This window comes from Escherichia sp. E2661 (assembly GCF_004745185.1).
In the GTDB taxonomy this organism is placed as follows: Bacteria; Pseudomonadota; Gammaproteobacteria; order Enterobacterales; family Enterobacteriaceae; genus Escherichia.
In genome coordinates this window covers 28,856-49,417 of record NZ_PDIG01000005.1, presented here as the reverse complement: position 1 = coordinate 49,417, position 20,562 = coordinate 28,856, and the positions used below count along the sequence as shown (strand labels likewise).

Below are 20,562 nucleotides of genomic sequence, written 5' to 3'. Positions count from 1 at the left end.
ATTTTGCACACCAATAAAGAGAATTTGGGCCGAATGAAATTCCCCGGCCCTTGTTTTTTATCTCTACAGTAAATCTTCAATCTCACGGATTTCTTGACTGACATCTCTGGTACCGGATGACTGAACTTTACGATACAGGTCGAGAGCCTGTCGGAGATCAACAGGTCTTCCTTCTCCGTAGTGATACATAATGGCCAGGTTATACCAGGCAGTGGCGTGATCGCATTCAGCGGCTTTCGTAAACCATTCAAAGGCCGCGTTATAATCTTTCTCAACGCCTTGCCCATGTTTATACATATAGCCGATGTTAACGTAAGCGCCGATGCTTCCCTGAGCGGCAGCCTTCAGATACCAGTACATCGCTTGTTTATAGTCCTGGTCTACCCCTTCGCCAGCGTTATAAGCCCACGCAATTTGAAACTGGGCGTGCCGATTACCCTGCTGTGCGCTTTTCAAATACCAGAATGCGGCGAGAGTCTTATTTTGAGCAACGCCTTCTCCATCTTTATAAAGATCGGCCAGATTGTCTTGCGCGTCACTATGGCCTTGCAATGCAGCTTGTTTGTACCAGAAAAATGCCAGCGCATAGTCTTGTGCGACTCCGTTGCCATTTCTGTACATCCACCCAAGATTATTTTGCGCATAAGACATTCCGCTCTCCGCGGCTATCTGATACCAGGCAACCGCTTCTTTATCGTTGGGGTCTTCTCCACGATCCAGTATCCAGCCAAGGGCGTTGGAAGCGAAAGTATGGCCTTGTAGGGCAGCTTTTTTCAGCCAAAAGATGGCTTGCTCATTATTTTTATGACGGCTTTTATCCTCGGAGTATTTCCGCCCTAAGGAATATTGTGCTTCACAATGGTCTTGCCCGGCGGCAAGCTTTAGCCAGTAAAAGGCCTTTTCGTCGTCCGGAGAGTCAATTGCGCTATCGCGATTGTAATAAAATCCAACAATATATTGAGCCTCACTATCGCCTTGTTCAGCACGTTCGATAATCTCATCTATTGATAAATTATCGCAGCAACTTGACGTAAATATCATTATCATTTCCTTATGGTTGCAGATAAAGCATATTATATTTTTATATGTTCCATTTTTGCGTAAGCCTTATTTTATGCGTATTATGTTGCGTCAGAAAAGTATAAATAAATGAGCCTCGCAATGTAGTTTGCATTCATTAAATGAATGTTTAAGGATAAATTATATGGACATGGAGTCGCAAAAAATATTGTTTGCACTTTCCACTCCGATGGAAATACGCAATGAATGCTGTTTACCTTCGCATTCATCCCCCAAAATGTATTTAGGTACATGCTTTTTTGACCTTTCTTCCTCCTGGGGAATTGATGACCGTGATGACCTGCTGCGCACAATTCACCGAATGATCGATAACGGTCATGCTGCACGGTTGGCTGGGTTTTATCACCACTGGTTTCGTTATTCGCCATGTGAATGGCGTGACTATCTTGCTGAATTAAATGAGCAAGGTCAGGCTTACGCGCAATTTGTCGCCAGCACCGCCGAATGCTGTGGCGAAGGGGGGATCAAAGCCTGGGATTATGTCCGGATGGGTTTTTTAAGCCGAATGGGCGTACTTAATAACTGGTTGAGTGAAGAAGAAAGTCTATGGATCCAGTCGCGCATTCATCTACGGGCGCTACGTTATTATAGTAACTGGCGGCAATACTTTGCCGGTTATACCTTTGGTCGGCAATATTGGCAGTCTCCCGAGGATGATAATCTGCCTTTATTACATGAATTCTTAGCGCGTAAAGAATACGACGATTCCGGCAATGATATGTTTTATCAATTATTTGCCAGTGACGATGCATATTACGCGACCTTACCCTGGCAACCACTGGCTGACTACCCCGCATGCCCGGAAACGCTTAAGGATATGAGCGACCTATGAAAAATTGCTGGAAGATCCTCGACATAGAGGAAACGACTGACGTCGATATTATCCGTCACGCTTATCTGGCGCTGTTACCGTCCTTTCATCCAGAAACCGATCCACAGGGCTTTAAACAACTGCGTCAGGCGTATGAAGACGCGCTACGGGTTGCGCAGTCGCCTGCTAAATCTGTTTGGCAACCAGAAGAGCATGAAGTTGCAGAACATGAAATTCTGCTCGCCTTTCGTGCGTTACTTGCCTCTGATAGCGAACGTTTTCTGCCCTCAGCCTGGCAGCGATTCATTCAGCAATTAAATTATTGCTCGATGGAAGAGATTGATGAATTACGCTGGTTGTTGTGCGCGATAGCTATGAACACTGCCCATTTATCCTTCGAGTGCGTGGTGTTATTAGCAGAAAGATTGCGGTGGTTGCAGGAGGAAAACACCGGGGAAATAGACGAAGAAGAACTGGAATCCTTTTTATATGCCATTGCGAAGGGGAATATTTTTAACTTCCAGACCATCCTGCATCTGTCCGTTGCCGTGCAAAATGAAACCATTGATTTTTACCAAATGTTCGCTCGGATTTGGTCATCGCATCCAGAATGGCTGACACTGTATTTAGCGCAACATCGCGCAGTGATTATCCCCGATGATGCAAAACTGCACAGAAATTTACTGTGCTGGTATACCTCAAGCCGCCTGGGATTACCTGAACTCCTGGATTACGCTCGGTCGTGGCGGGAAGCTGAACCTGATAATGAAGATGCGCGTTATTATGAATACGCGCAACGCGTCTATTGTGGGGAAGGCGAAAACCTGCTGGCAGAACTTTGTGATTACTGGCGCGAGTCTCCCTCTACCCAGGCGGATGCTTTAATGTTGCAATGGTGCCGTGAGCATCGGGTCGATTATTACCCGTTAGTGGTGATGATGATTGAAGCTCGTGAACTGGTTAACGATCAGGGAAAACCGTTACTTTATGTTCCTGGCGACAGCGCCCGTACGCGCTTTCAATTATACGAAATACTCAGCGATGAAAAACTCTCTGCGCTGGGGCGTTCTCTGGTCGAGATGGTTTTGCACAAAGGGCGTAAGCCGCGAATCTCACTCACGCGTGATACAGAGCATCCCTTATGGCCATTATATTTAGTTGCTAAACAATTAGTACTGGCGAACCAGCCTACAGAAGAATCATTAATGCCGATCGTCGCTCGTCTTGATGCAGAAGATCGTTGCCCACTGGAAGCATTAATTATTCGTCGATTATTAATTCAGTCGGCGAATTTTACCGAGAAGCAAACCGTCGAACCGGAGCCGCAACCGCAGCCAATACCTGTTGATGATGGTGGGCCGGGCTGTCTGGGCATCATTAAAATTATTTTCTATATTTTTATTTTTGCTGGTTTGATAGGGAAAATACTCCATCTCTTCGGGTGACAGTCGACGTTAATGTGCGGGAAGCCCAGCAAGCAATCTTTCCGCATTTTTGTAATGTTGTTTGGCGGCCAGTTTTAACCATTTTTGAGATTCATAATGGTTAACATTAATACCAGTGCCATTTCTGTAGATCAAACCCAAAGTATATTGAGCATGAGCATACCCTTGTTCAGCTGCTTCCTTATACCAGAGAATTGCTTTACGGGTATCGGGTTTGACTCCCAGGCCTTTCAGGTAGATCCACCCCAGTTTGCTTTGTGCGCGCGGATTTTCCTGTTCTGCTGATTGCTCATACCAGTATCTCGCCTGTGTATAATCCAGAGGTTTACCGTCGCTACCATGAAGATAAAATTCGCCAAGGCGATATTGCGACGTTGAGTGACCATGAATCGCGGAAAGCTCCGTTGCTGCCGTGGTAAACGGTAGACTGCCTGGTGATCTTAAATAATCAAAGACATAATTCACCATAGCTTTATCGCGCAAAGTCGTTTTCTTAGGTTGGCTAATACAAGTGATAGCCGCAACTATAAATATTGCGAATATAAAATATATTTTTTTGTTCATTTATCAATACTTCGATTTTCTTTTTATTTTGAAAGCGTCAAGTTTATACTCATCATTAATAAAAAAGTAGTCAGTTAATGTACTTAAAGGATTGTTAATAAATGGATAAGGAAGAACAACGCCTTCTATTTGCGCTTTCTACGCCAATGGAGATTCTTAATAAGGGATGCAAGCCTGCACATGACTCGCCAAAAATGTATACCGGAATAAAAGAGTTTGATCTGTCATCATCCTGGGGAATAAATAATCGTGATGATTTAATTCAGACTATTTACCAAATGACCGATGATGGTCACGCAAATGATTTAGCCGGGTTATATCTGGCATGGCATCGCTCTTCACCTGAAGAGTGGAAAGCATTAATTGCTGGTAGCTCTGACAGAGGTCTGATTTATACCCAATTTGTTGCACAAACTGCTATGTGCTGCGGGGAAGGGGGAATCAAAGCCTGGGATTATGTTCGAATGGGGTTTCTGTCACGGGTCGGTGTGCTCAACAAGTGGCTGACGGAAGAAGAGAGTTTATGGCTGCAATCGCGCGTCTATGAACGAGCACACCATTACTATCAGAGTTGGATGCACTATTTTTCCGCCTATTCGTTAGGACGTCTCTACTGGCAATCCGCTCAGTGCGAAGACAATGCTTCGCTACGCGAGGCGCTGACCTTGTACAAATATGATAGCGCCGGGAGTCGGATGTTCGAAGAGCTGGTAGCGGGAAGCGATCGTTTCTATGCCACGCTTCCCTGGCAGCCATTAACTGCCCAACCTGAATGCCCGGTAACGCTTAAGGATGTGAGCGACCTATGAAAACATGTTGGCAAATCCTCGAAATCGAAAGCACAACACAAGTTGATATTATCCGTCAGGCTTATCTTGCTCGTTTACCGTTGTGTCATCCCGAAACCGATCCGCAGGGGTTTAAAGCGTTACGTCAGGCCTATGAAGAGGCGCTGCGACTGGCGGTAAATCCTGTCGAGGAAGCAGATAATGAAGATAAAGATGCCGCCGCTGAACATGAAATACTACGTGCATTCAGGACATTACTGGATTCAGAAAGTGATCGTTTTCAGCCCTCCGCCTGGCAGAAATTTATTCAGCAATTAAATACCTGGAACATGGAGGATGTCGAACAATTACGCTGGCCGCTGTGTGCAATCGCTATAGAAGCGCGATATCTTTCATTAAATTGTGCTTCTTTGCTGGCAGAGCGTTTGAACTGGCATTCATTTAGTGACAGCGAAGGAATGGATGAAGAAGAGCGGGAGGCTTTTCTTGAGGCCATTCAGGCTGGTGATTGTTTCGATTTCCTTAGCCTTCTGGAATACCCCGTTGCGTTACAGAACCAGACTGTTGAATATTACTTCGCGCTGGAACGTTGCTGTCGTTACCATCCTGACTATGTCACTGCATTTTTGGCGATGGCAGGTCCGTGGTTAATTCCTGATGATGCGAAGTTGCATCGCAAACTATTGCGCTGGTACAGCTCGGCGCAAACAGGTATGGCGGAACTCATTCCTGTAGCCAAACAGTGGCAAATGGAAGAACCAGAAAGCGAAGATGCCCGGTATTACCAGTGTGCACAACGCTTGTACTGCGGTGAGGGGGAAAGCCTGCTTGCCGATCTCTGCGCATACTGGGAAAGTTACCCATCTACACAAGCCGATAATTTGTTATTGCAGTGGAGCAAACGTCATTGCCCGGATTACTTCGCGTTATTAGTGATGGTTATCGAAGCGCGAAGCATGATTGATGCACAAGGTAAACCGTTGAAATATGTTCCTGGTGAGAGCGCCCGGACGCGGCTGCTATGGGCGGAAATTTTACATAGCGGAAAATTATCGCCGTTAGGTCAATCGTTTATCGAGTCGTTATTCTTCAAACGCAAAGCATGGGCGTGGTGGAAATCGAGAGTCGGTAGTGAGACAGGGCAAGATTCACCGTTACTGGATCTGTATCGGGTAGCGGAACAGGTAGTACTGGAAGCGTTTCCGAAACAAGAGATGCTGGCCCGTCTTAATACAAGGCTGGAAGGCGGAGACGCTCATCCATTAGAGGCCATTATCACCCGGATGCTGTTAACGAAAGTGAAACTCGAACCGGTGGATGAAGATGTCGATGAGCCTATACCTGAAAATCATGAAGAGATAAATGATGAGGATGAAAAACCACAGAGCATTACCAGCATTATTAAAATCAGCTTAACGGTGCTGGTGATAGGTTATGCTCTCGGCAAAATCGCGATGTTGCTCAGTTAGATGCGATGCTGACGCATCTTATCTTTCAATGTCGGATGCGATGCTAATGCATCTTATCCGACCTACGAGTAGGCCGGATAAGGCGTTCACGCCGCATCCGGCAGCCGTATTTATGGGATCTCAATGGCTAAATAATCGCTCGCCCGTCGACGAACTTCATCGACGCGGGCCATATCGTTTGACTGCAACGCCTCATCAAAATCGGTGATCACCCGGCCAATCTCTTCTCGCTCGTCACCCAGCGCCCGCGCCCACAACTCTTCCAGTTTGGCTTTAAAGGTACGGTTGATGAGCATATCGCGCGGATAAATTTTCAATGCGGATAACCGCGCCCGACTCTCTTCAATCTGCTGAGCGCTCAATGTTACCGGGCTGTGATTAATGACTCTGGACTTAACGCTGCCGTCTTCCAGAAGCACGTCAACTTCAAGCAAGCCGTTGATATCATAACTAAAGCGAATATCAATCGACTGATAAGCCCCGGTTTTCTTCAACGGCACATCGAATGATTCCACCAGAATGTTATTTTTAACTTTGTGGTTTTCTCCCTGATAGACGTTAACCGTAATTGAATCCTGTTCCGGGTGCATGGTTGAGTAAGTTTCTACACGCGATACAGGCACAGTGGTGTTGCGTTCAATAATTGGCGAGAAAATGCCGGAAATGCCCTGGCGGTTAACTTCAACGCCCAACGAGTAGGGGCAAATATCGGTGAGGATCACTTCTTCAATGTCTTCGCTGCGTAAGCGGCAGGCGGCCTGGATCGCTGCGCCCAGCGCGACAATGGTGCTCGGGTCGTAACTTTGATACGGTAGTTTGCCAAACAGACGCACGGCGATTCGCTGCACCAGCGGCATTTGCGACGCACCGCCGACCAGTACCAGGCTGTCGATTTGACTCGGCTTCAGACGTGCATCGCGCAACGCCTGTTCAATCGGCACACGCAAGCGGTTGAGTAGCGGTAACCACAAATCTTCCAGTTCGTTCTCGTAAAATTCGCATTCACGTGTTTCTTCCTGGTACTGCCAGCGAATGTGCATTGGCGATTGATTGCTACATTTTGCCGCTTCCACACAGGCATACAAGGCTGCCAGTTCGCTCTCGTTAAGCGCGGTTTTGGCAACTTCCGCACGTTTTAAAACCTCATCGACCAGCATATGCGTAAAATCTTCGCCACCGAGGAAGTTATCGCCAGCGGAGGCGTGAACTTCAATCACCGGCGTGGCGTACTCGAGCACCGTGACGTCGAACGTGCCGCCACCGAGATCAAAAACCAGCGAGCGGGTATTTTGCTGCGTATGCAGGCCATACGCCATCGCGGCTGCCGTTGGCTCATTTATCAGGCGCACTGCATTTAGCCCGGCTAACTCTGCTGCTAAACGGGTATGCTTGCGTTGTTCATCACTGAAATAAGCAGGAACAGAGATCACCACATCTTTAATCGGACGTTGCAGAAATTCTTCGGCATCTTCTTTTAATGAGCGTAATACCAAAGAGGACAGTTCTGGCGCGTTAAATGTGTCGCTGCCTAACCGCCAGTTGGTATTACTGCCCATCGCGCGTTTAAATAATGCTGCGGTTTTATCAGGATGCGATGTGCGCCTGGACACTGCCGGTTTACCGACCAGAATATGGTTATTTTCATCCATGCTAATTATAGATGGTGTTAAATATTCACCGAATTTATTTGGAATTAATTGTGCGGCACCGTCTTTCCAGACAGCAATTAAACTATTGGTAGTACCGAGATCGATACCAATGGCGAGTTCTGCATTATCCATTGCATTTATATCTTGAAAGAAAAAGAGATAACCAGATTAAGACCACCCTGGTAAAACGTGGTGATCTTAATCAATAAGGAGTATTAAGCGTAAAATTTCAGACGTTCAGCCAGTAAATCAACAAAGCCCTGACGATCAACATCGACCATTACAGTGGCATTCGGTTTATTACCGGTCAGATAGTAATAATCAACAACCGTCATCCCTTGGGTATATTTCCCCTGTGTTTCAACGCCGACCCAGCGCTCCACGGTGGTAAACAACTCGGGTTTCAATAGCCAGGCAATGGTGCATGGGTCATGCAATGGCGCGCCGACAAAGCCCCATTTTTCGTCTTTATGATATTCGAGGAAGAAATCCAGCAGTTCGGCAACAATGGTTGAAATTGGGTTACCAATCGCGCGGAAACGCTCGGTGTCTTCAACGTGGATTTGTGCTTTGTGAGTGACATCCAGACCGGCCATCACCACCGGAATTCCGGACTGAAAGACGATTTCTGCCGCTTCCGGGTCAACATAAATATTAAACTCGGCGGCTGGCGTCCAGTTACCAAGCCCCATTGCGCCACCCATCATCACGATACGGGCAATTTTGCTATGTAGTTCCGGATGGCTATTGAGCAGCAAGGCAACGTTAGTTTGCGGTCCGGTAGAAACAATCGTGACAGGTTCCGCACTTTCACGCAGCGTTTTCGCCATCAGCTCTACCGCCGTACAGTTTTGCGGTGCGAACGTCGGTTCCGGTAATGCCGGGCCGTCCAGTCCACTTTCGCCGTGTACGTTGTCCGCGATAATCAACTCACGCATTAACGGTTTCACCGCACCGCTTGCTACCGGAATATCGGTGCGATTAAGCAAGGTCAGCATACGCAGAACATTGCGTAATGTTTTATCGGGTGTCTGGTTTCCGGCGGAAGATGTGATGGCTTTGACATCAAGCTCTGGTGAGGCGAGGGCGAGAACTATTGCGATAGCGTCGTCATGACCTGGGTCGCAATCTAACAGAATTGGCAGTGCCATTGTTGCTCCTTGTTGTGTGTTTCTTTGCGACAAGGGTAACGCCGGAATGTAACAGATACGAGGACCGAAACGATAAAGCGTGAGATGGCGCGCACCTGGATATGCGCGCCGGAAGGATTAATGCAGGATTTTCGCGAGGAAGTCTTTTGCGCGGTCCGATTTCGGATCATCGAAGAAAGCGTCTTTCGGCGAGTCTTCGACAATTTTTCCCTCGTCCATAAAGATCACCCGATTCGCCACTTTGCGGGCAAAGCCCATTTCATGGGTCACCACCATCATGGTCATCCCCTCGTTCGCCAGTTCGACCATCACGTCCAGCACTTCGTTGATCATCTCCGGGTCTAGTGCCGATGTCGGTTCGTCGAACAGCATGGCAATAGGATCCATACACAATGCGCGAGCAATTGCCACACGCTGCTGCTGACCGCCGGAAAGCTGCGCCGGAAATTTATTGGCATGTGCGGAAAGTCCCACGCGCTCCAGCAATTTCAATGCTTTTTCACGAGCCGGCACTTTATCGCGTTTAAGCACTTTCACCTGCGCCAGGGTCAGGTTTTCGATAATCGACAGATGAGGGAACAGCTCGAAATGCTGGAACACCATCCCGACGCGGGAACGCAGCTTTGCCAGATCGGTTTTCTTGTCGTTAACCACGATACCATCGACGGTGATTTCACCTTGCTGCACCGGTTCGAGGCCGTTGACGGTTTTAATCAGCGTTGATTTGCCGGAACCAGACGGGCCGCAAACCACCACCACTTCGCCTTTTTTCACTTCGGTTGAGCAGTCGGTCAGCACCTGAAAGTGACCATACCATTTTGAAACATTTTTCAGGGTAATCATTATGCTGTCCTTCTTTTCAAGTAGCTGACCAACAACGACGCGCTAAGGCTAATAACGAAATAAACAAATCCGGCAAACAGGATCATCTCAACCTGCGTACCATCACGCTCACCAATGGTTGAGGCGGTACGGAAGAAATCGGCCAGAGATAACACATACACCAGTGAGGTATCCTGGAACAGTACGATGCCCTGAGTGAGCAGCAGCGGCACCATCGCGCGGAACGCCTGCGGCAGAATAATCAGTTTCATCGACTGCCAGTGAGTCATTCCCAACGCCAGCGCGGCGCTCGACTGACCACGAGAAATACTTTGAATACCGGCGCGGATAATCTCTGAATAGTAGGCCGCTTCAAACATCGAAAACGCCACCATCGCCGAAATTAAACGGATATCATTTTTTGGCGATAATCCCAGCACGTTTTGCAGAAAACCCGGCACAATCAGGTAAAACCACAGCAAAACCATAACTAAAGGAATCGAGCGGAATACGTTAACGTAGGCTTTGGCAAACCACGCAACAGGCGCAAAACTGGACAAGCGCATCACCGCCAGCATGGTGCCCCACAAAATACCAATCACGACTGCCGTGACGGTGATTTTCAGGGTGATCACCAGCCCGTCGAGCAGGTATGGCAGGGAAGGGACAATGGAACTCCAGTCAAATTCGTACATTATTTGCCCCCCATGTTGCCGGGCAGGCGAACTTTACGTTCAACCAGCGTCATTACCAGCATGATAACCGCGTTAATCAACACATACGCCAGCGTGATGGCGGTAAACGACTCCCAGGCGTGAGCGGAGTAATCGAGTAATTTACCCGCCTGCGCCGCCATATCTACCAGACCGATAGTCGAGGCGATGGCGGAGTTTTTCACCAGGTTCATCATCTCGGAAGTCATCGGCGGGACGATAACGCGATAAGCATTAGGCAACAGTACATAGCGGTAAGCCTGCGGCAGCGTCAGACCCATCGCCAGCGCGGCATTCTTCTGCCCACGCGGCAGCGACTGGATCGCGGCGCGTACCTGTTCGCAAACACGGGCGGCGGTAAACAGCCCCAGGCAGAGCATGGATGAAAGGAAAAACTGAATATTGGGATCCAGCTCGGCCTTAAACCACATGCCGATTTTCTCCGGCAGCAGCTCCGGGATCACCAGATACCAGGTAAAGAATTGCACAATCAACGGCACGTTGCGGAACAGTTCTACATACAACGTACCCAGACCGGAGAGAAAACGGTTTGGAACGGTACGTAAAATGCCGAAAAATGAACCGACGAGGAAAGCGATAATCCAGGCGCAGATCGACAAAGCGATCGTCACCTGAAAACCACTCCAGATCCAACCAAGATAGGTGGTGTTGCCGAACGGGGCTTGTTGTAAAAAAATACCCCAGTTCCAGTCTATAGACATAAATCTACTCCAGAAAAAAGAGGGTAGCAGCGTTAACTGCTACCCTCGAAGATTGTTACCCAGCGTATTGCGGTTTTCAGGCCCGATGGGGAACGACCATCAGGCGTATAGTCTGTCCGTGCTACGTAACAATCGAGAGGGCTGGAATTTCCGCCCCTGGTTCTTGTAATTAGTTCAGTGCCTTGTCATTCGGTTCTTTGAACTGTGCTTTCATTTCGTTTGACAGTTCGAAATTCATGTTCAGGTTTTTCGGCGGAATTGGATTTTTGAACCATTTATCAAACCATTTTTCCGCTTCACCGGAGGTCTGCACCTGAGCGATGGTGTCATCCATCAGCTTTTTGAACTGCGGATCATCTTTACGCAACATACAACCGTAGGCTTCCTGAGACTGCGGCTTGCCAACGATTTCCCAGTTGTCTGGTTTCTTCGCTTTCGCACGTTCACCGGCCAGCAGGGCATCATCCATCATAAAGGCAACGGCACGACCGCTTTCCAGGGTGCGGAAAGAGTCACCGTGATCTTTGGCGCTGATGATGCGCATATTCATTTTTTGCTCTTCATTCAGTTTGTTGAGCAAAACTTCAGAGGTAGTGCCGGAAGTGACGACCACGGCTTTGTCTTTCAGGTCGGCAAAATCTTTGATATCGCCGCCCTTTTTGGTCAGCAGGCGCGTACCGACCACGAAAATAGTGTCAGAGAAAGCCGCCTGTTTTTGGCGTTCGACGTTATTGGTGGTGGAACCACATTCAAAATCGAAAGTGCCGTTTTGCAGCAGTGGAATACGGTTTTGTGAGGTGATCGGAATCAGTTTCACCTGTAAGTCCGGTTTGTTGAGTTTCTTTTTCACTGCTTCAACAATGGCGTTGGAGTAATCCTGCGAGTAACCCACCACTTTTTGCTGATTGTCGTAATAAGAGAAAGGCACTGAAGATTCACGGTGACCGACGACAATCACACCGTTTTTGGCGATTTTGTCCAGAGTACTGCCCGCTGCCGGGGCGGCGTCATCTGCCTGTGCCAGTCCTGCGGAAAGCGCCAGGGCCAGGATTGCTGTGGCAGGTTTACGTAATTGCATATCCAACTCCTTTATCTTCTGCGTTAAAAACGCATGGATACCCGTTGTGAGTGTTTGTGTTGTTATCATCTGCAACTTTATTGTGCAGTGTTGTGCTTGTTAGGTAACATTTAGTTTGGCTAAATGTAAAGATAATGCTGTTTTATTGTTTGTTTTTGCGAGATGCGCCGCACCATTCCGAAGCAAAATTCTTAAAATGCACTCTTTTAGTGCTACCGCTGGATTACTGTGGTGCAACCAGGTTGTACTGATGCTGATTCAGGGTTTGCCTTGTATAACAAAGCAATAGATGTGCCAAAGTTGGATAGGGGAATTTTATTATCCGGATAACGCACTGATGCCGCATCCGGCGAGCGTGCCGAAATACGGGATGTATTCCGGCACGATAAGAAGGGATTATTTACGTCGCTGACGCAAGCTCATCAACACAGCGGCAAAACCAAACAGTGCCGTCAGCACCCACAGCGGCCAGTTGCCGGTACGTGCGTACGGTGTGAGTCCGGTGGTCGGCGTCACGTTAGTGGTCAACACCTCGCGGGTGAATTGCGGGATCATCGCCTGAATCTCCCCCTGCGGGCCAATCACCGCCGTAATGCCGTTGTTGGTGCTGCGCAACAGTGGGCGCGCCAGCTCCAGCGCACGCATTCGCGCCATCTGGAAGTGCTGCCAAGGACCAATAGACTTACCAAACCACGCATCGTTGGAGATAGTCAGCAGATAGTCGGTATCCGGGCGGAAGTTATCGCGCACTTGCTCGCCAAGAATGATCTCATAGCAAATGGCCGCAGTAAGCTCAATACCATTTACCGATAGCGGTGGCTGGATATATGGCCCACGGCTGAACGACGACATCGGCAGATCAAAGAACGGTGCTAACGGACGCAGAATCGACTCCAGCGGGACAAACTCGCCAAACGGCACCAGATGGTTTTTGTTATAGCGATCGGCTGATTCATAGCTGTACGGCGCACCTTTACCCAGCGTGATGATGGTGTTGTAGGTATCGTAGCGGTTCTGCTTATTGAGACGCGCGTCGACAATCCCGGTTACCAGCGAGCTACCTTTATCGCGCAACTCACCGTCCAGTGCTTTGAGGAACGGCTGCTGATTAATTTCCAGATCGGTTATCGCTGACTCCGGCCAGATAATCAACGATGATTTGCCCATCAGCGGTGCCGTTGCGTTGTAGTAAATCTTCAGCGTATTAAGAAGCTGACTTTCATCCCACTTCAGCGATTGCGGAATATCGCCCTGAACCATCGAAACCTGAATGGTTTTCTCCGGTTGCGGGGTAAACCACTGGATGTAACGCAGCGGGAAGGGAAGGGCAAACAGTACGACGGCCACCACCAGCGGACGCCAGTTGCGTTTGACTAACGCCAGTGCCAGCAGGCCGCTAACCATCATCAGCAGGAAGTTAATGGCTTCCACGCCCATTATCGGTGCCAGCCCTTTTAACGGGCCATCAATCTGGCTATAGCCGAACTGTAACCACGGGAAGCCAGTCAGCACCCAACCGCGCAGAAACTCGGTCACTTGCCAGAGAGCAGGGGCGGCAATCGCCACGCGCAGCCAGGTGGTTTTCGGCCACAGACGCGACAGCACGCCAGCAAACAGTCCGGTATACAGCGACAAATACGCCGCCAGCAGTACCACCAGGAAGATGTTAACCGGGCCAGGCATTCCGCCAAAGGTCGCGATACTGACATAGACCCAGTTGATACCGCTGCCAAAGAGGCCAAATCCCCAGCAAAAGCCAATAGCGGCAGACTGGAGTGGACGGCGGTTAAAGGTCAACGCCTGAAGCCCCATCAGCGAAATAATCGCCGCAGGCCAGACGTCGTAAGGAGAGAAGGCCAGCGTTCCGCAGGCACCGAATAATAACGCCAGCAGCAGGCGAATGCGCTGGCGTTCAATTAATGAGGCAAAAGCCATGTAGTTATCTATCCAGTTTCGGTTTTATTCATCCAGCTTCGGCTGGGGTGAGTCATCCGGGATTTTGACATGAACCTGAATAATACGCCGACTATCGGCCATCGCCACTTTGAACTGGTAACCGTCGATGTCGATGGTTTCGCCACGCGCCGGAAGATGCCCAAATGCCTGCATCACCAGACCACCGATAGTGTCAACCTCTTCATCGCTAAAGTGGGTGCCGAACGCTTCGTTGAAGTCTTCAATAGAAGCCAGTGCGCGCACGGTCCAGGTATGACGACTCAGCTGACGGAAGTCGATATCATCTTCTTCGTCATACTCGTCTTCAATCTCACCAACAATCAGTTCCAGGATGTCTTCAATGGTCACCAGACCGGAAACCCCACCGAATTCGTCAATGACGATCGCCATGTGGTAACGCTGAGAGCGAAACTCTTTCAGCATCCGGTCTACGCGCTTACTTTCAGGAACGACAACCGCCTGACGTAACACTTTGTCCATGCTGAAGGCTTCAGCATCGCTGCGCATAAACGGCAGCAAGTCTTTCGCCATCAGAATCCCTTCAATGTGATCTTTGTCTTCGCTAATCACCGGGAAACGTGAGTGGGCGGACTCGATGATGACATCAAGGCATTCGTCCAGCGTCTGGTTGCGTTTCAGGGTAATCATCTGGGAGCGGGGGATCATGATGTCGCGGACGCGTTGGTCTGCGATGTCCATCACTCCTTCGAGCATATCGCGCGTATCTTCGTCGATAAGGTCGTTCTGCCCGGAATCACGGATCAGCGCCAGCAGTTCGTCACGGTTTTTCGGTTCACCGTGGAAAAGTTGGCTGAGTAACAGGGAGAAAAATCCCTTCTTGTTGCTTATCGTGTCACTACTGTGTGAATTGTCGTCGCTCATGGCGTCGTATGGGTTCTCATGTTAGTTAATCAAAACGCCGTCGTTAATCACCAACGGCGGGGACATCTGCCAGTCAAATGCCTGGCAAATTATTCTTTCTCGGCAATGTACGGATCCTCATAGCCCAGAGCAAGCATAATCTCTGTTTCGAGGGCTTCCATTTCTTCTGCTTCGTCATCTTCGATGTGATCGTAACCTAACAAATGCAGACTGCCGTGCACCACCATATGCGCCCAGTGTGCCTCCAGTGGTTTGCCTTGCTCCTGTGCTTCCTTCTCAACCACCTGACGGCAGATAACCAGATCGCCCAGTAGCGACATCTCCATGCCAGGCGGCACTTCAAACGGGAAGGAGAGCACGTTGGTCGGCTTATCCTTACCGCGATAGGTCATATTCAGACTGTGGCTTTCGGCGGTATCGACCACGCGAATAGTCACTTCCGACTCTTCCTGAAACTGCGGGATCACCGCATTCAGCCATGTCTGAAACTGGCTCTCTTCCGGTAACCCGGAATTATCTTCACATGCCAGTTGTAAATCGAGGATCACCTGACTCATTTTTGTTCCTGTTCTTCGCGCTTGCGTTCTGCCGCCAGCGCCGCTTTACGTTTTTGTTCGGCTTCTTCCCAGGCTTCATAGGCGTTAACGATACGCGCCACCACCGGGTGACGAACCACGTCTTCGCTGTGGAAGAAGTTAAAGCTGATCTCTTCGACATCGGCCAGCACTTCGATGGCATGACGCAAACCTGATTTAGTATTACGCGGCAGGTCGATCTGTGTGACGTCGCCGGTGATAACCGCTTTTGAGTTAAAACCGATACGGGTCAGGAACATCTTCATCTGTTCGATGGTGGTGTTCTGGCTTTCATCAAGAATGATAAACGCGTCGTTCAGCGTACGACCACGCATATAAGCCAGCGGTGCGACTTCAATAACGTTGCGCTCAATCAGTTTCTCGACTTTCTCAAAGCCCAGCATTTCAAACAGCGCGTCGTACAGCGGGCGCAGATACGGATCTACTTTCTGGCTTAAATCGCCAGGCAGGAAGCCCAGCTTCTCACCGGCTTCTACTGCCGGACGAGTCAGCAAAATACGGCGAATTTCCTGACGCTCCAGGGCATCAACTGCCGCAGCCACTGCCAGGTAGGTTTTACCCGTACCCGCCGGGCCAACGCCGAAGGTGATGTCATGGTCGAGAATATTGGCGATGTACTGCGCCTGGTTTGGCGTGCGCGGCTTAATTACGCCGCGTTTGGTTTTGATATTGACCGCTTTGCCGTACTCCGGCACGCTCTCCGCGCTTTGCTCCAGCACCCGCGCTTCTTTAATCGCAAGGTGGATCTGTTCTGGTTCGATATCCTGAATCTGACCGCGCATTGGGGCGGTATCGACATACAGGCTGCGCAGAATGTCTGCCGCGGCGGTGACGCAAATCGGGCGGCCGGTCAGTTTAAAGTGGTTATCGCGGCGATTGATTTCGATGCCGAGACGGCGTTCGAGTTGTTTGATGTTGTCATCAAACGGGCCGCACAGGCTCAACAGACGCGCGTTGTCTGCTGGCTCCAGGGTGATTTCGCGAGTGTCTATGTTCAAACTGTTCCTCTTATCTGTATGCCGCCGGAAGCTGAACATTCACCGGCCTATAACGAAATTATTCACGCCACAGGAAAAAGGCGCAAGCATTGCGATAAAGATGGGGATAAAGAGAGAAAAAACAAGGCCCACCGGAACGGCGGGGCCAGTGATTATTGACGAAGTGCGTGTTGTTCATGCCGGATGCGGCGTAAACGCCTTGTCCGGCCTACAAATTCATGCGAATTCAATATATTGCTGGAATCATGTAGGCCTGATAAGCGTAGCGCATCAGGCAATTTGCGTTTGCCGTCAGTCTCAAAACTTACCAGACCGGCGGGCCTGAGAATTACGGCTGATAATAACCCACGCCAAGGTCGTTTTCTTTGCGGGTACGGGCAATCACCGATTCGGGTGTTTCTGCCACGCGCAGACCCATTTCATCTTCAGTACGCACCACTTTACCGCGCAGAGAGTTCGGGTAGACGTCGGTGATTTCTACATCGACGAATTTACCGATCATATCCGGTGTGCCCTCGAAGTTGACCACGCGGTTATTTTCGGTACGCCCAGAAAGCTCCATGATGCTCTTACGCGATGTACCTTCTACCAGAATACGCTGGGTGGTGCCGAGCATCCGGCGGCTCCATGCCATCGCTTGCTGATTGATACGTTCTTGCAGAATATACAGACGCTGCTTCTTCTCTTCTTCCGGAACATCATCAACCATATCGGCGGCTGGCGTACCCGGACGTGCAGAGAAGATAAAGCTGTAGCTCATGTCGAAATTGACGTCGGCAATCAGCTTCATCGTTTTCTCGAAGTCTTCGGTGGTTTCGCCAGGGAAGCCAACGATGAAGTCAGAACTGATCTGAATATCCGGACGCGCCGCACGCAGTTTACGGATGATCGCTTTGTACTCCAGCGCCGTGTGAGTACGGCCCATCAGGTTCAGAATGCGATCGGAACCGCTCTGTACCGGCAGGTGCAGGAAGCTCACCAGCTCCGGCGTGTCGCGATACACTTCGATGATATCGTCGGTGAATTCGATCGGATGGCTGGTGGTAAAGCGAATACGATCGATCCCGTCGATCGCAGCAACCAGACGCAGCAGATCGGCAAACGTTCCGGTGGTGCCGTCGTAGTTCTCACCACGCCAGGCATTCACATTCTGACCGAGCAGGTTGACTTCACGCACGCCCTGAGCAGCAAGCTGGGCAATCTCAAACAGAATATCGTCGGACGGACGGCTTACCTCTTCACCACGGGTGTAAGGCACCACGCAGTAGGTGCAATATTTATTGCAGCCTTCCATGATGGAGACAAACGCGGTCGGCCCTTCGGCGCGCGGTTCCGGCAGACGGTCAAACTTCTCAATTTCCGGGAAGCTGATATCTACAACCGGGCTGCGGTCGCCGCGCACGGAGTTGATCATCTCCGGCAGACGGTGCAGCGTTTGCGGCCCAAAAATAATATCGACATAGTGGGCGCGCTGGCGAATGTGCTCGCCTTCTTGCGATGCCACGCAGCCGCCGACGCCGATAATCAGGTCTGGATTCTTCTCTTTTAACAGTTTCCAGCGACCCAACTGATGGAAGACTTTTTCCTGAGCCTTCTCGCGGATTGAGCAGGTGTTCAGCAGCAGCACATCCGCTTCTTCCGCCACGTCGGTCAGTTGATAGCCGTGGGTGGCATCCAGCAGATCGGCCATCTTCGATGAATCGTACTCGTTCATCTGACAGCCCCAGGTTTTAATATGGAGTTTTTTGGTCATCGACTTGCTCTTGCGAAATAGTAGCCAGGAATGCAGGGCGCATAGTGTAATGCTTTGCTGCCGTTGTGACCAGTATGAGCGTTATCAGCCCTTGGGGGTAAAAATCCTGTAAACTTAAAGCATATTGCTAACAGGATGATTGACCATGACAAATCAACCAACGGAAATTGCCATTGTCGGCGGAGGAATGGTCGGCGGCGCACTGGCGCTGGGGCTGGCACAGCACGGATTTGCGGTAACGGTGATCGAGCACGCAGAACCTGCGCCATTTGTCGCTGACAGCCAGCCGGATGTGCGGATCTCGGCGATCAGTGCGGCTTCGGTATCATTGCTTAAAGGTTTAGGCGTCTGGGATGCGGTACAGGCCATGCGTTGCCATCCTTATCGCAGACTGGAAACCTGGGAGTGGGAAACGGCGCATGTGGTGTTTGATGCTGCTGAACTAAAGCTGCCGCTGCTTGGCTACATGGTGGAAAACACTGTCCTGCAACAGGCGCTGTGGCAGGTGCTGGAAGCGCATCCGAAAGTAACGTTACGTGTGCCAACCTCGCTGATTGCGCTGCATCGCCATAATGATCTTCAGGAGCTGGAACTGAAGGGCGGAGAAACGATCCGCGCGAAGTTGGTGATTGGTGCCGACGGCGCAAATTCGCAGGTGCGGCAGATAGCGGGAATTGGCGTTCATGCCTGGCAGTATGCGCAGTCGTGTATGTTGATTAGCGTACAGTGTGAGAACGATCCCGGCGACAGCACCTGGCAGCAATTTACCCCGGACGGACCGCGTGCGTTTCTGCCATTGTTTGATAACTGGGCATCGCTGGTGTGGTATGACTCTCCGGCGCGCATTCGCCAGTTGCAGAATATGAATATGGCGCAGTTACAGGCGAAAATCGCGAAGCATTTCCCGTCGCGTCTGGGTTACGTGACACCGCTTGCCGCTGGTGCGTTTCCGCTGACACGTCGCCATGCGTTGCAGTATGTGCAACCAGGGCTTGCACTGGTAGGCGATGCCGCGCATACCATCCATCCGCTGGCGGGGCAGGGGGTGAATCTTGGTTATCGTGATGTCGATGCCCTGATTGATGTCCTGGTGAACGCCCGCAGCTATGGCGAAGCGTGGGCCAGTTATCCTGTGCTCAAGCGTTACCAGATGCGGCGCATGGCGGATAACTTCATTATGCAGAGCGGTATGGATCTGTTTTATGCCGGATTCAGCAATAATCTGCCACCACTGCGTTTTTGTGCGTAATCTCGGATTAATGGCGGCGGAGCGTGCTGGCGTGTTGAAACGTCAGGCGCTGAAATATGCGTTAGGGTTGTAGCCTTACAACATTGCCGGAAGCATGCCAACCGTAGGTCGGATAAGACGCGCCAGCGTCGCATCCGACATTGAAGGATAAGACGTGTCAGCATCATATTCGGCATTGAATATACGCAGAAAAGCAAAAAGCTCGCCGAAGCGAGCTTTTTTAATGTGGCTGGGGTACGAGGATTCGAACCTCGGAATGCCGGAATCAGAATCCGGTGCCTTACCGCTTGGCGATACCCCAACAAATTTGTTTTTGAATTTGCCGAATCTATTCGACAGATTCAGAATTTGGTGGCTACGACGGGATTCGAACCTGTGACCCCATCATTATGAGTGATGTGCTCTAACCAACTGAGCTACGTAGCCAGATTATTTCTTCGATGGCTGGGGTACCTGGATTCGAACCAGGGAATGCCGGTATCAAAAACCGGTGCCTTACCGCTTGGCGATACCCCAATAACCGGGCGGTGAACCGCTTACTCGAAGAAGATGGCTGGGGTACCTGGATTCGAACCAGGGAATGCCGGTATCAAAAACCGGTGCCTTACCGCTTGGCGATACCCCATCCGTACAACGCTTTCTGGTGAATGGTGCGGGAGGCGAGACTTGAACTCGCACACCTTGCGGCGCCAGAACCTAAATCTGGTGCGTCTACCAATTTCGCCACTCCCGCAAAAAAAAGATGGTGGCTACGACGGGATTCGAACCTGTGACCCCATCATTATGAGTGATGTGCTCTAACCAACTGAGCTACGTAGCCATCTTTTTTTTCGCGA

17 protein-coding genes, 6 tRNA genes and 2 pseudogenes are annotated in these 20,562 nt (G+C 50.1%); 6 read left to right on the top strand and 19 right to left on the bottom strand.

Annotated features, from left to right (window positions below; genetic code table 11):
• Window positions 1–63: 63 nt before the first annotated feature.
• Window positions 64–1,041 (bottom strand): Sel1 family TPR-like repeat protein YbeQ, encoded by a 978-nt coding sequence (gene ybeQ, locus CRI63_RS03380; RefSeq protein WP_130258610.1) that lies wholly within the window; start codon window positions 1,039–1,041, stop codon window positions 64–66.
• 163 nt (window positions 1,042–1,204) lie between these two features.
• On the opposite strand from ybeQ, the gene CRI63_RS03375 reads away from it, so the two are divergent.
• Window positions 1,205–1,912 carry a DUF1266 domain-containing protein gene (locus CRI63_RS03375; protein WP_130258611.1) on the top strand — a complete coding sequence of 236 codons (708 nt, stop codon included), beginning with the start codon at window positions 1,205–1,207 and terminating at the stop codon, window positions 1,910–1,912.
• Window positions 1,909–3,336: a J domain-containing protein gene (locus tag CRI63_RS03370; RefSeq protein WP_135518489.1), complete on the top strand. Its 1,428-nt coding sequence runs from the start codon at window positions 1,909–1,911 to the stop codon at window positions 3,334–3,336. The genes CRI63_RS03375 and CRI63_RS03370 overlap by 4 nt, the downstream gene beginning before the upstream one ends.
• A 9-nt stretch (window positions 3,337–3,345) precedes the next feature.
• Here the strand turns inward: CRI63_RS03370 and CRI63_RS03365 are convergent, their stop codons facing one another.
• Window positions 3,346–3,900, bottom strand: a complete 555-nt coding sequence (locus CRI63_RS03365; RefSeq protein WP_130219445.1) for a tetratricopeptide repeat protein — start codon at window positions 3,898–3,900, stop codon at window positions 3,346–3,348.
• Between the two features lie 101 nt (window positions 3,901–4,001).
• Here CRI63_RS03365 and CRI63_RS03360 point away from each other — a divergent pair, with 101 nt between their 5' ends.
• Both CRI63_RS03360 and djlC read left to right on the top strand, forming a co-directional pair.
• A complete protein-coding gene (locus CRI63_RS03360; RefSeq protein WP_130222606.1) occupies window positions 4,002–4,709 on the top strand; it encodes a DUF1266 domain-containing protein in 708 nt (235 codons plus the stop codon).
• Window positions 4,706–6,157: a co-chaperone DjlC gene (gene djlC / locus CRI63_RS03355; protein ID WP_135518487.1), complete on the top strand. Its 1,452-nt coding sequence runs from the start codon at window positions 4,706–4,708 to the stop codon at window positions 6,155–6,157. The genes CRI63_RS03360 and djlC overlap by 4 nt, the downstream gene beginning before the upstream one ends.
• 110 nt (window positions 6,158–6,267) lie before the next feature.
• On the opposite strand, the gene hscC is transcribed toward djlC, so the two are convergent.
• The 10 genes from hscC to CRI63_RS03305 all read right to left on the bottom strand — a co-directional run bounded on the left by hscC (window position 6,268) and on the right by CRI63_RS03305 (window position 16,724).
• Window positions 6,268–7,938: a molecular chaperone HscC gene (gene hscC / locus CRI63_RS03350; protein WP_130222610.1), complete on the bottom strand. Its 1,671-nt coding sequence runs from the start codon at window positions 7,936–7,938 to the stop codon at window positions 6,268–6,270.
• 83 nt (window positions 7,939–8,021) lie between these two features.
• Window positions 8,022–8,957, bottom strand: a complete 936-nt coding sequence (gene rihA, locus CRI63_RS03345) for a pyrimidine-specific ribonucleoside hydrolase RihA (RefSeq protein ID WP_135518485.1) — start codon at window positions 8,955–8,957, stop codon at window positions 8,022–8,024.
• 117 nt (window positions 8,958–9,074) lie between these two features.
• Complete coding sequence (gene gltL / locus CRI63_RS03340; RefSeq protein WP_038355673.1) at window positions 9,075–9,800, bottom strand: glutamate/aspartate ABC transporter ATP-binding protein GltL; 726 nt, start codon at window positions 9,798–9,800, stop codon at window positions 9,075–9,077.
• A complete protein-coding gene (gene gltK, locus CRI63_RS03335) occupies window positions 9,800–10,474 on the bottom strand; it encodes a glutamate/aspartate ABC transporter permease GltK (RefSeq protein WP_000272824.1) in 675 nt (224 codons plus the stop codon). Before gltK ends, gltL begins: the two co-directional genes overlap by 1 nt.
• Window positions 10,474–11,214 (bottom strand): glutamate/aspartate ABC transporter permease GltJ, encoded by a 741-nt coding sequence (gene gltJ / locus CRI63_RS03330; RefSeq protein WP_000020944.1) that lies wholly within the window; start codon window positions 11,212–11,214, stop codon window positions 10,474–10,476. Before gltJ ends, gltK begins: the two co-directional genes overlap by 1 nt.
• Window positions 11,215–11,383: 169 nt before the next feature.
• Window positions 11,384–12,292 (bottom strand): glutamate/aspartate ABC transporter substrate-binding protein GltI, encoded by a 909-nt coding sequence (gene gltI / locus CRI63_RS03325; RefSeq protein WP_130258616.1) that lies wholly within the window; start codon window positions 12,290–12,292, stop codon window positions 11,384–11,386.
• A 396-nt stretch (window positions 12,293–12,688) separates the two neighbouring features.
• Window positions 12,689–14,227: an apolipoprotein N-acyltransferase gene (gene lnt / locus CRI63_RS03320; RefSeq protein ID WP_089574998.1), complete on the bottom strand. Its 1,539-nt coding sequence runs from the start codon at window positions 14,225–14,227 to the stop codon at window positions 12,689–12,691.
• Window positions 14,228–14,251: 24 nt separating this feature from the next.
• Window positions 14,252–15,130, bottom strand: coding sequence for a CNNM family magnesium/cobalt transport protein CorC (gene corC, locus CRI63_RS03315; RefSeq protein WP_001278605.1), 879 nt, complete (start codon window positions 15,128–15,130; stop codon window positions 14,252–14,254).
• A gap of 89 nt (window positions 15,131–15,219) precedes the next feature.
• Entirely contained in the window at window positions 15,220–15,687 is a 468-nt protein-coding gene (gene ybeY / locus CRI63_RS03310; protein ID WP_130206518.1) for an rRNA maturation RNase YbeY, read from the bottom strand.
• Complete coding sequence (locus CRI63_RS03305) at window positions 15,684–16,724, bottom strand: PhoH family protein (RefSeq protein ID WP_001018040.1); 1,041 nt, start codon at window positions 16,722–16,724, stop codon at window positions 15,684–15,686. The genes ybeY and CRI63_RS03305 overlap by 4 nt, the downstream gene beginning before the upstream one ends.
• Window positions 16,725–16,902: 178 nt before the next feature.
• Between CRI63_RS03305 and CRI63_RS24640 the strand changes: the two are divergent.
• Window positions 16,903–17,001 (top strand): annotated as a pseudogene (locus CRI63_RS24640) (hypothetical protein); the annotation flags it as partial.
• Between the two features lie 51 nt (window positions 17,002–17,052).
• On the opposite strand, the gene miaB reads toward CRI63_RS24640, so the two are convergent.
• Window positions 17,053–18,477: a tRNA (N6-isopentenyl adenosine(37)-C2)-methylthiotransferase MiaB gene (gene miaB, locus CRI63_RS03300; RefSeq protein ID WP_000162748.1), complete on the bottom strand. Its 1,425-nt coding sequence runs from the start codon at window positions 18,475–18,477 to the stop codon at window positions 17,053–17,055.
• 145 nt (window positions 18,478–18,622) lie between these two features.
• Between miaB and ubiF the strand changes: the two are divergent.
• Window positions 18,623–19,799: pseudogene (gene ubiF, locus CRI63_RS03295) on the top strand (3-demethoxyubiquinol 3-hydroxylase).
• Window positions 19,800–19,952: 153 nt separating this feature from the next.
• On the opposite strand, the gene CRI63_RS03290 reads toward ubiF, so the two are convergent.
• The 6 genes from CRI63_RS03290 to CRI63_RS03265 form a co-directional block, all read right to left on the bottom strand.
• Window positions 19,953–20,027 (bottom strand) — tRNA-Gln (locus CRI63_RS03290).
• Window positions 20,028–20,075: 48 nt separating this feature from the next.
• Window positions 20,076–20,152: transfer RNA gene (locus CRI63_RS03285), tRNA-Met, on the bottom strand.
• Between the two features lie 15 nt (window positions 20,153–20,167).
• Window positions 20,168–20,242, bottom strand: a tRNA-Gln gene (locus tag CRI63_RS03280).
• A gap of 34 nt (window positions 20,243–20,276) precedes the next feature.
• Window positions 20,277–20,351 (bottom strand) — tRNA-Gln (locus CRI63_RS03275).
• Between the two features lie 23 nt (window positions 20,352–20,374).
• Window positions 20,375–20,459 (bottom strand) — tRNA-Leu (locus CRI63_RS03270).
• Between the two features lie 10 nt (window positions 20,460–20,469).
• Window positions 20,470–20,546, bottom strand: a tRNA-Met gene (locus CRI63_RS03265).
• Window positions 20,547–20,562: the final 16 nt, after the last annotated feature.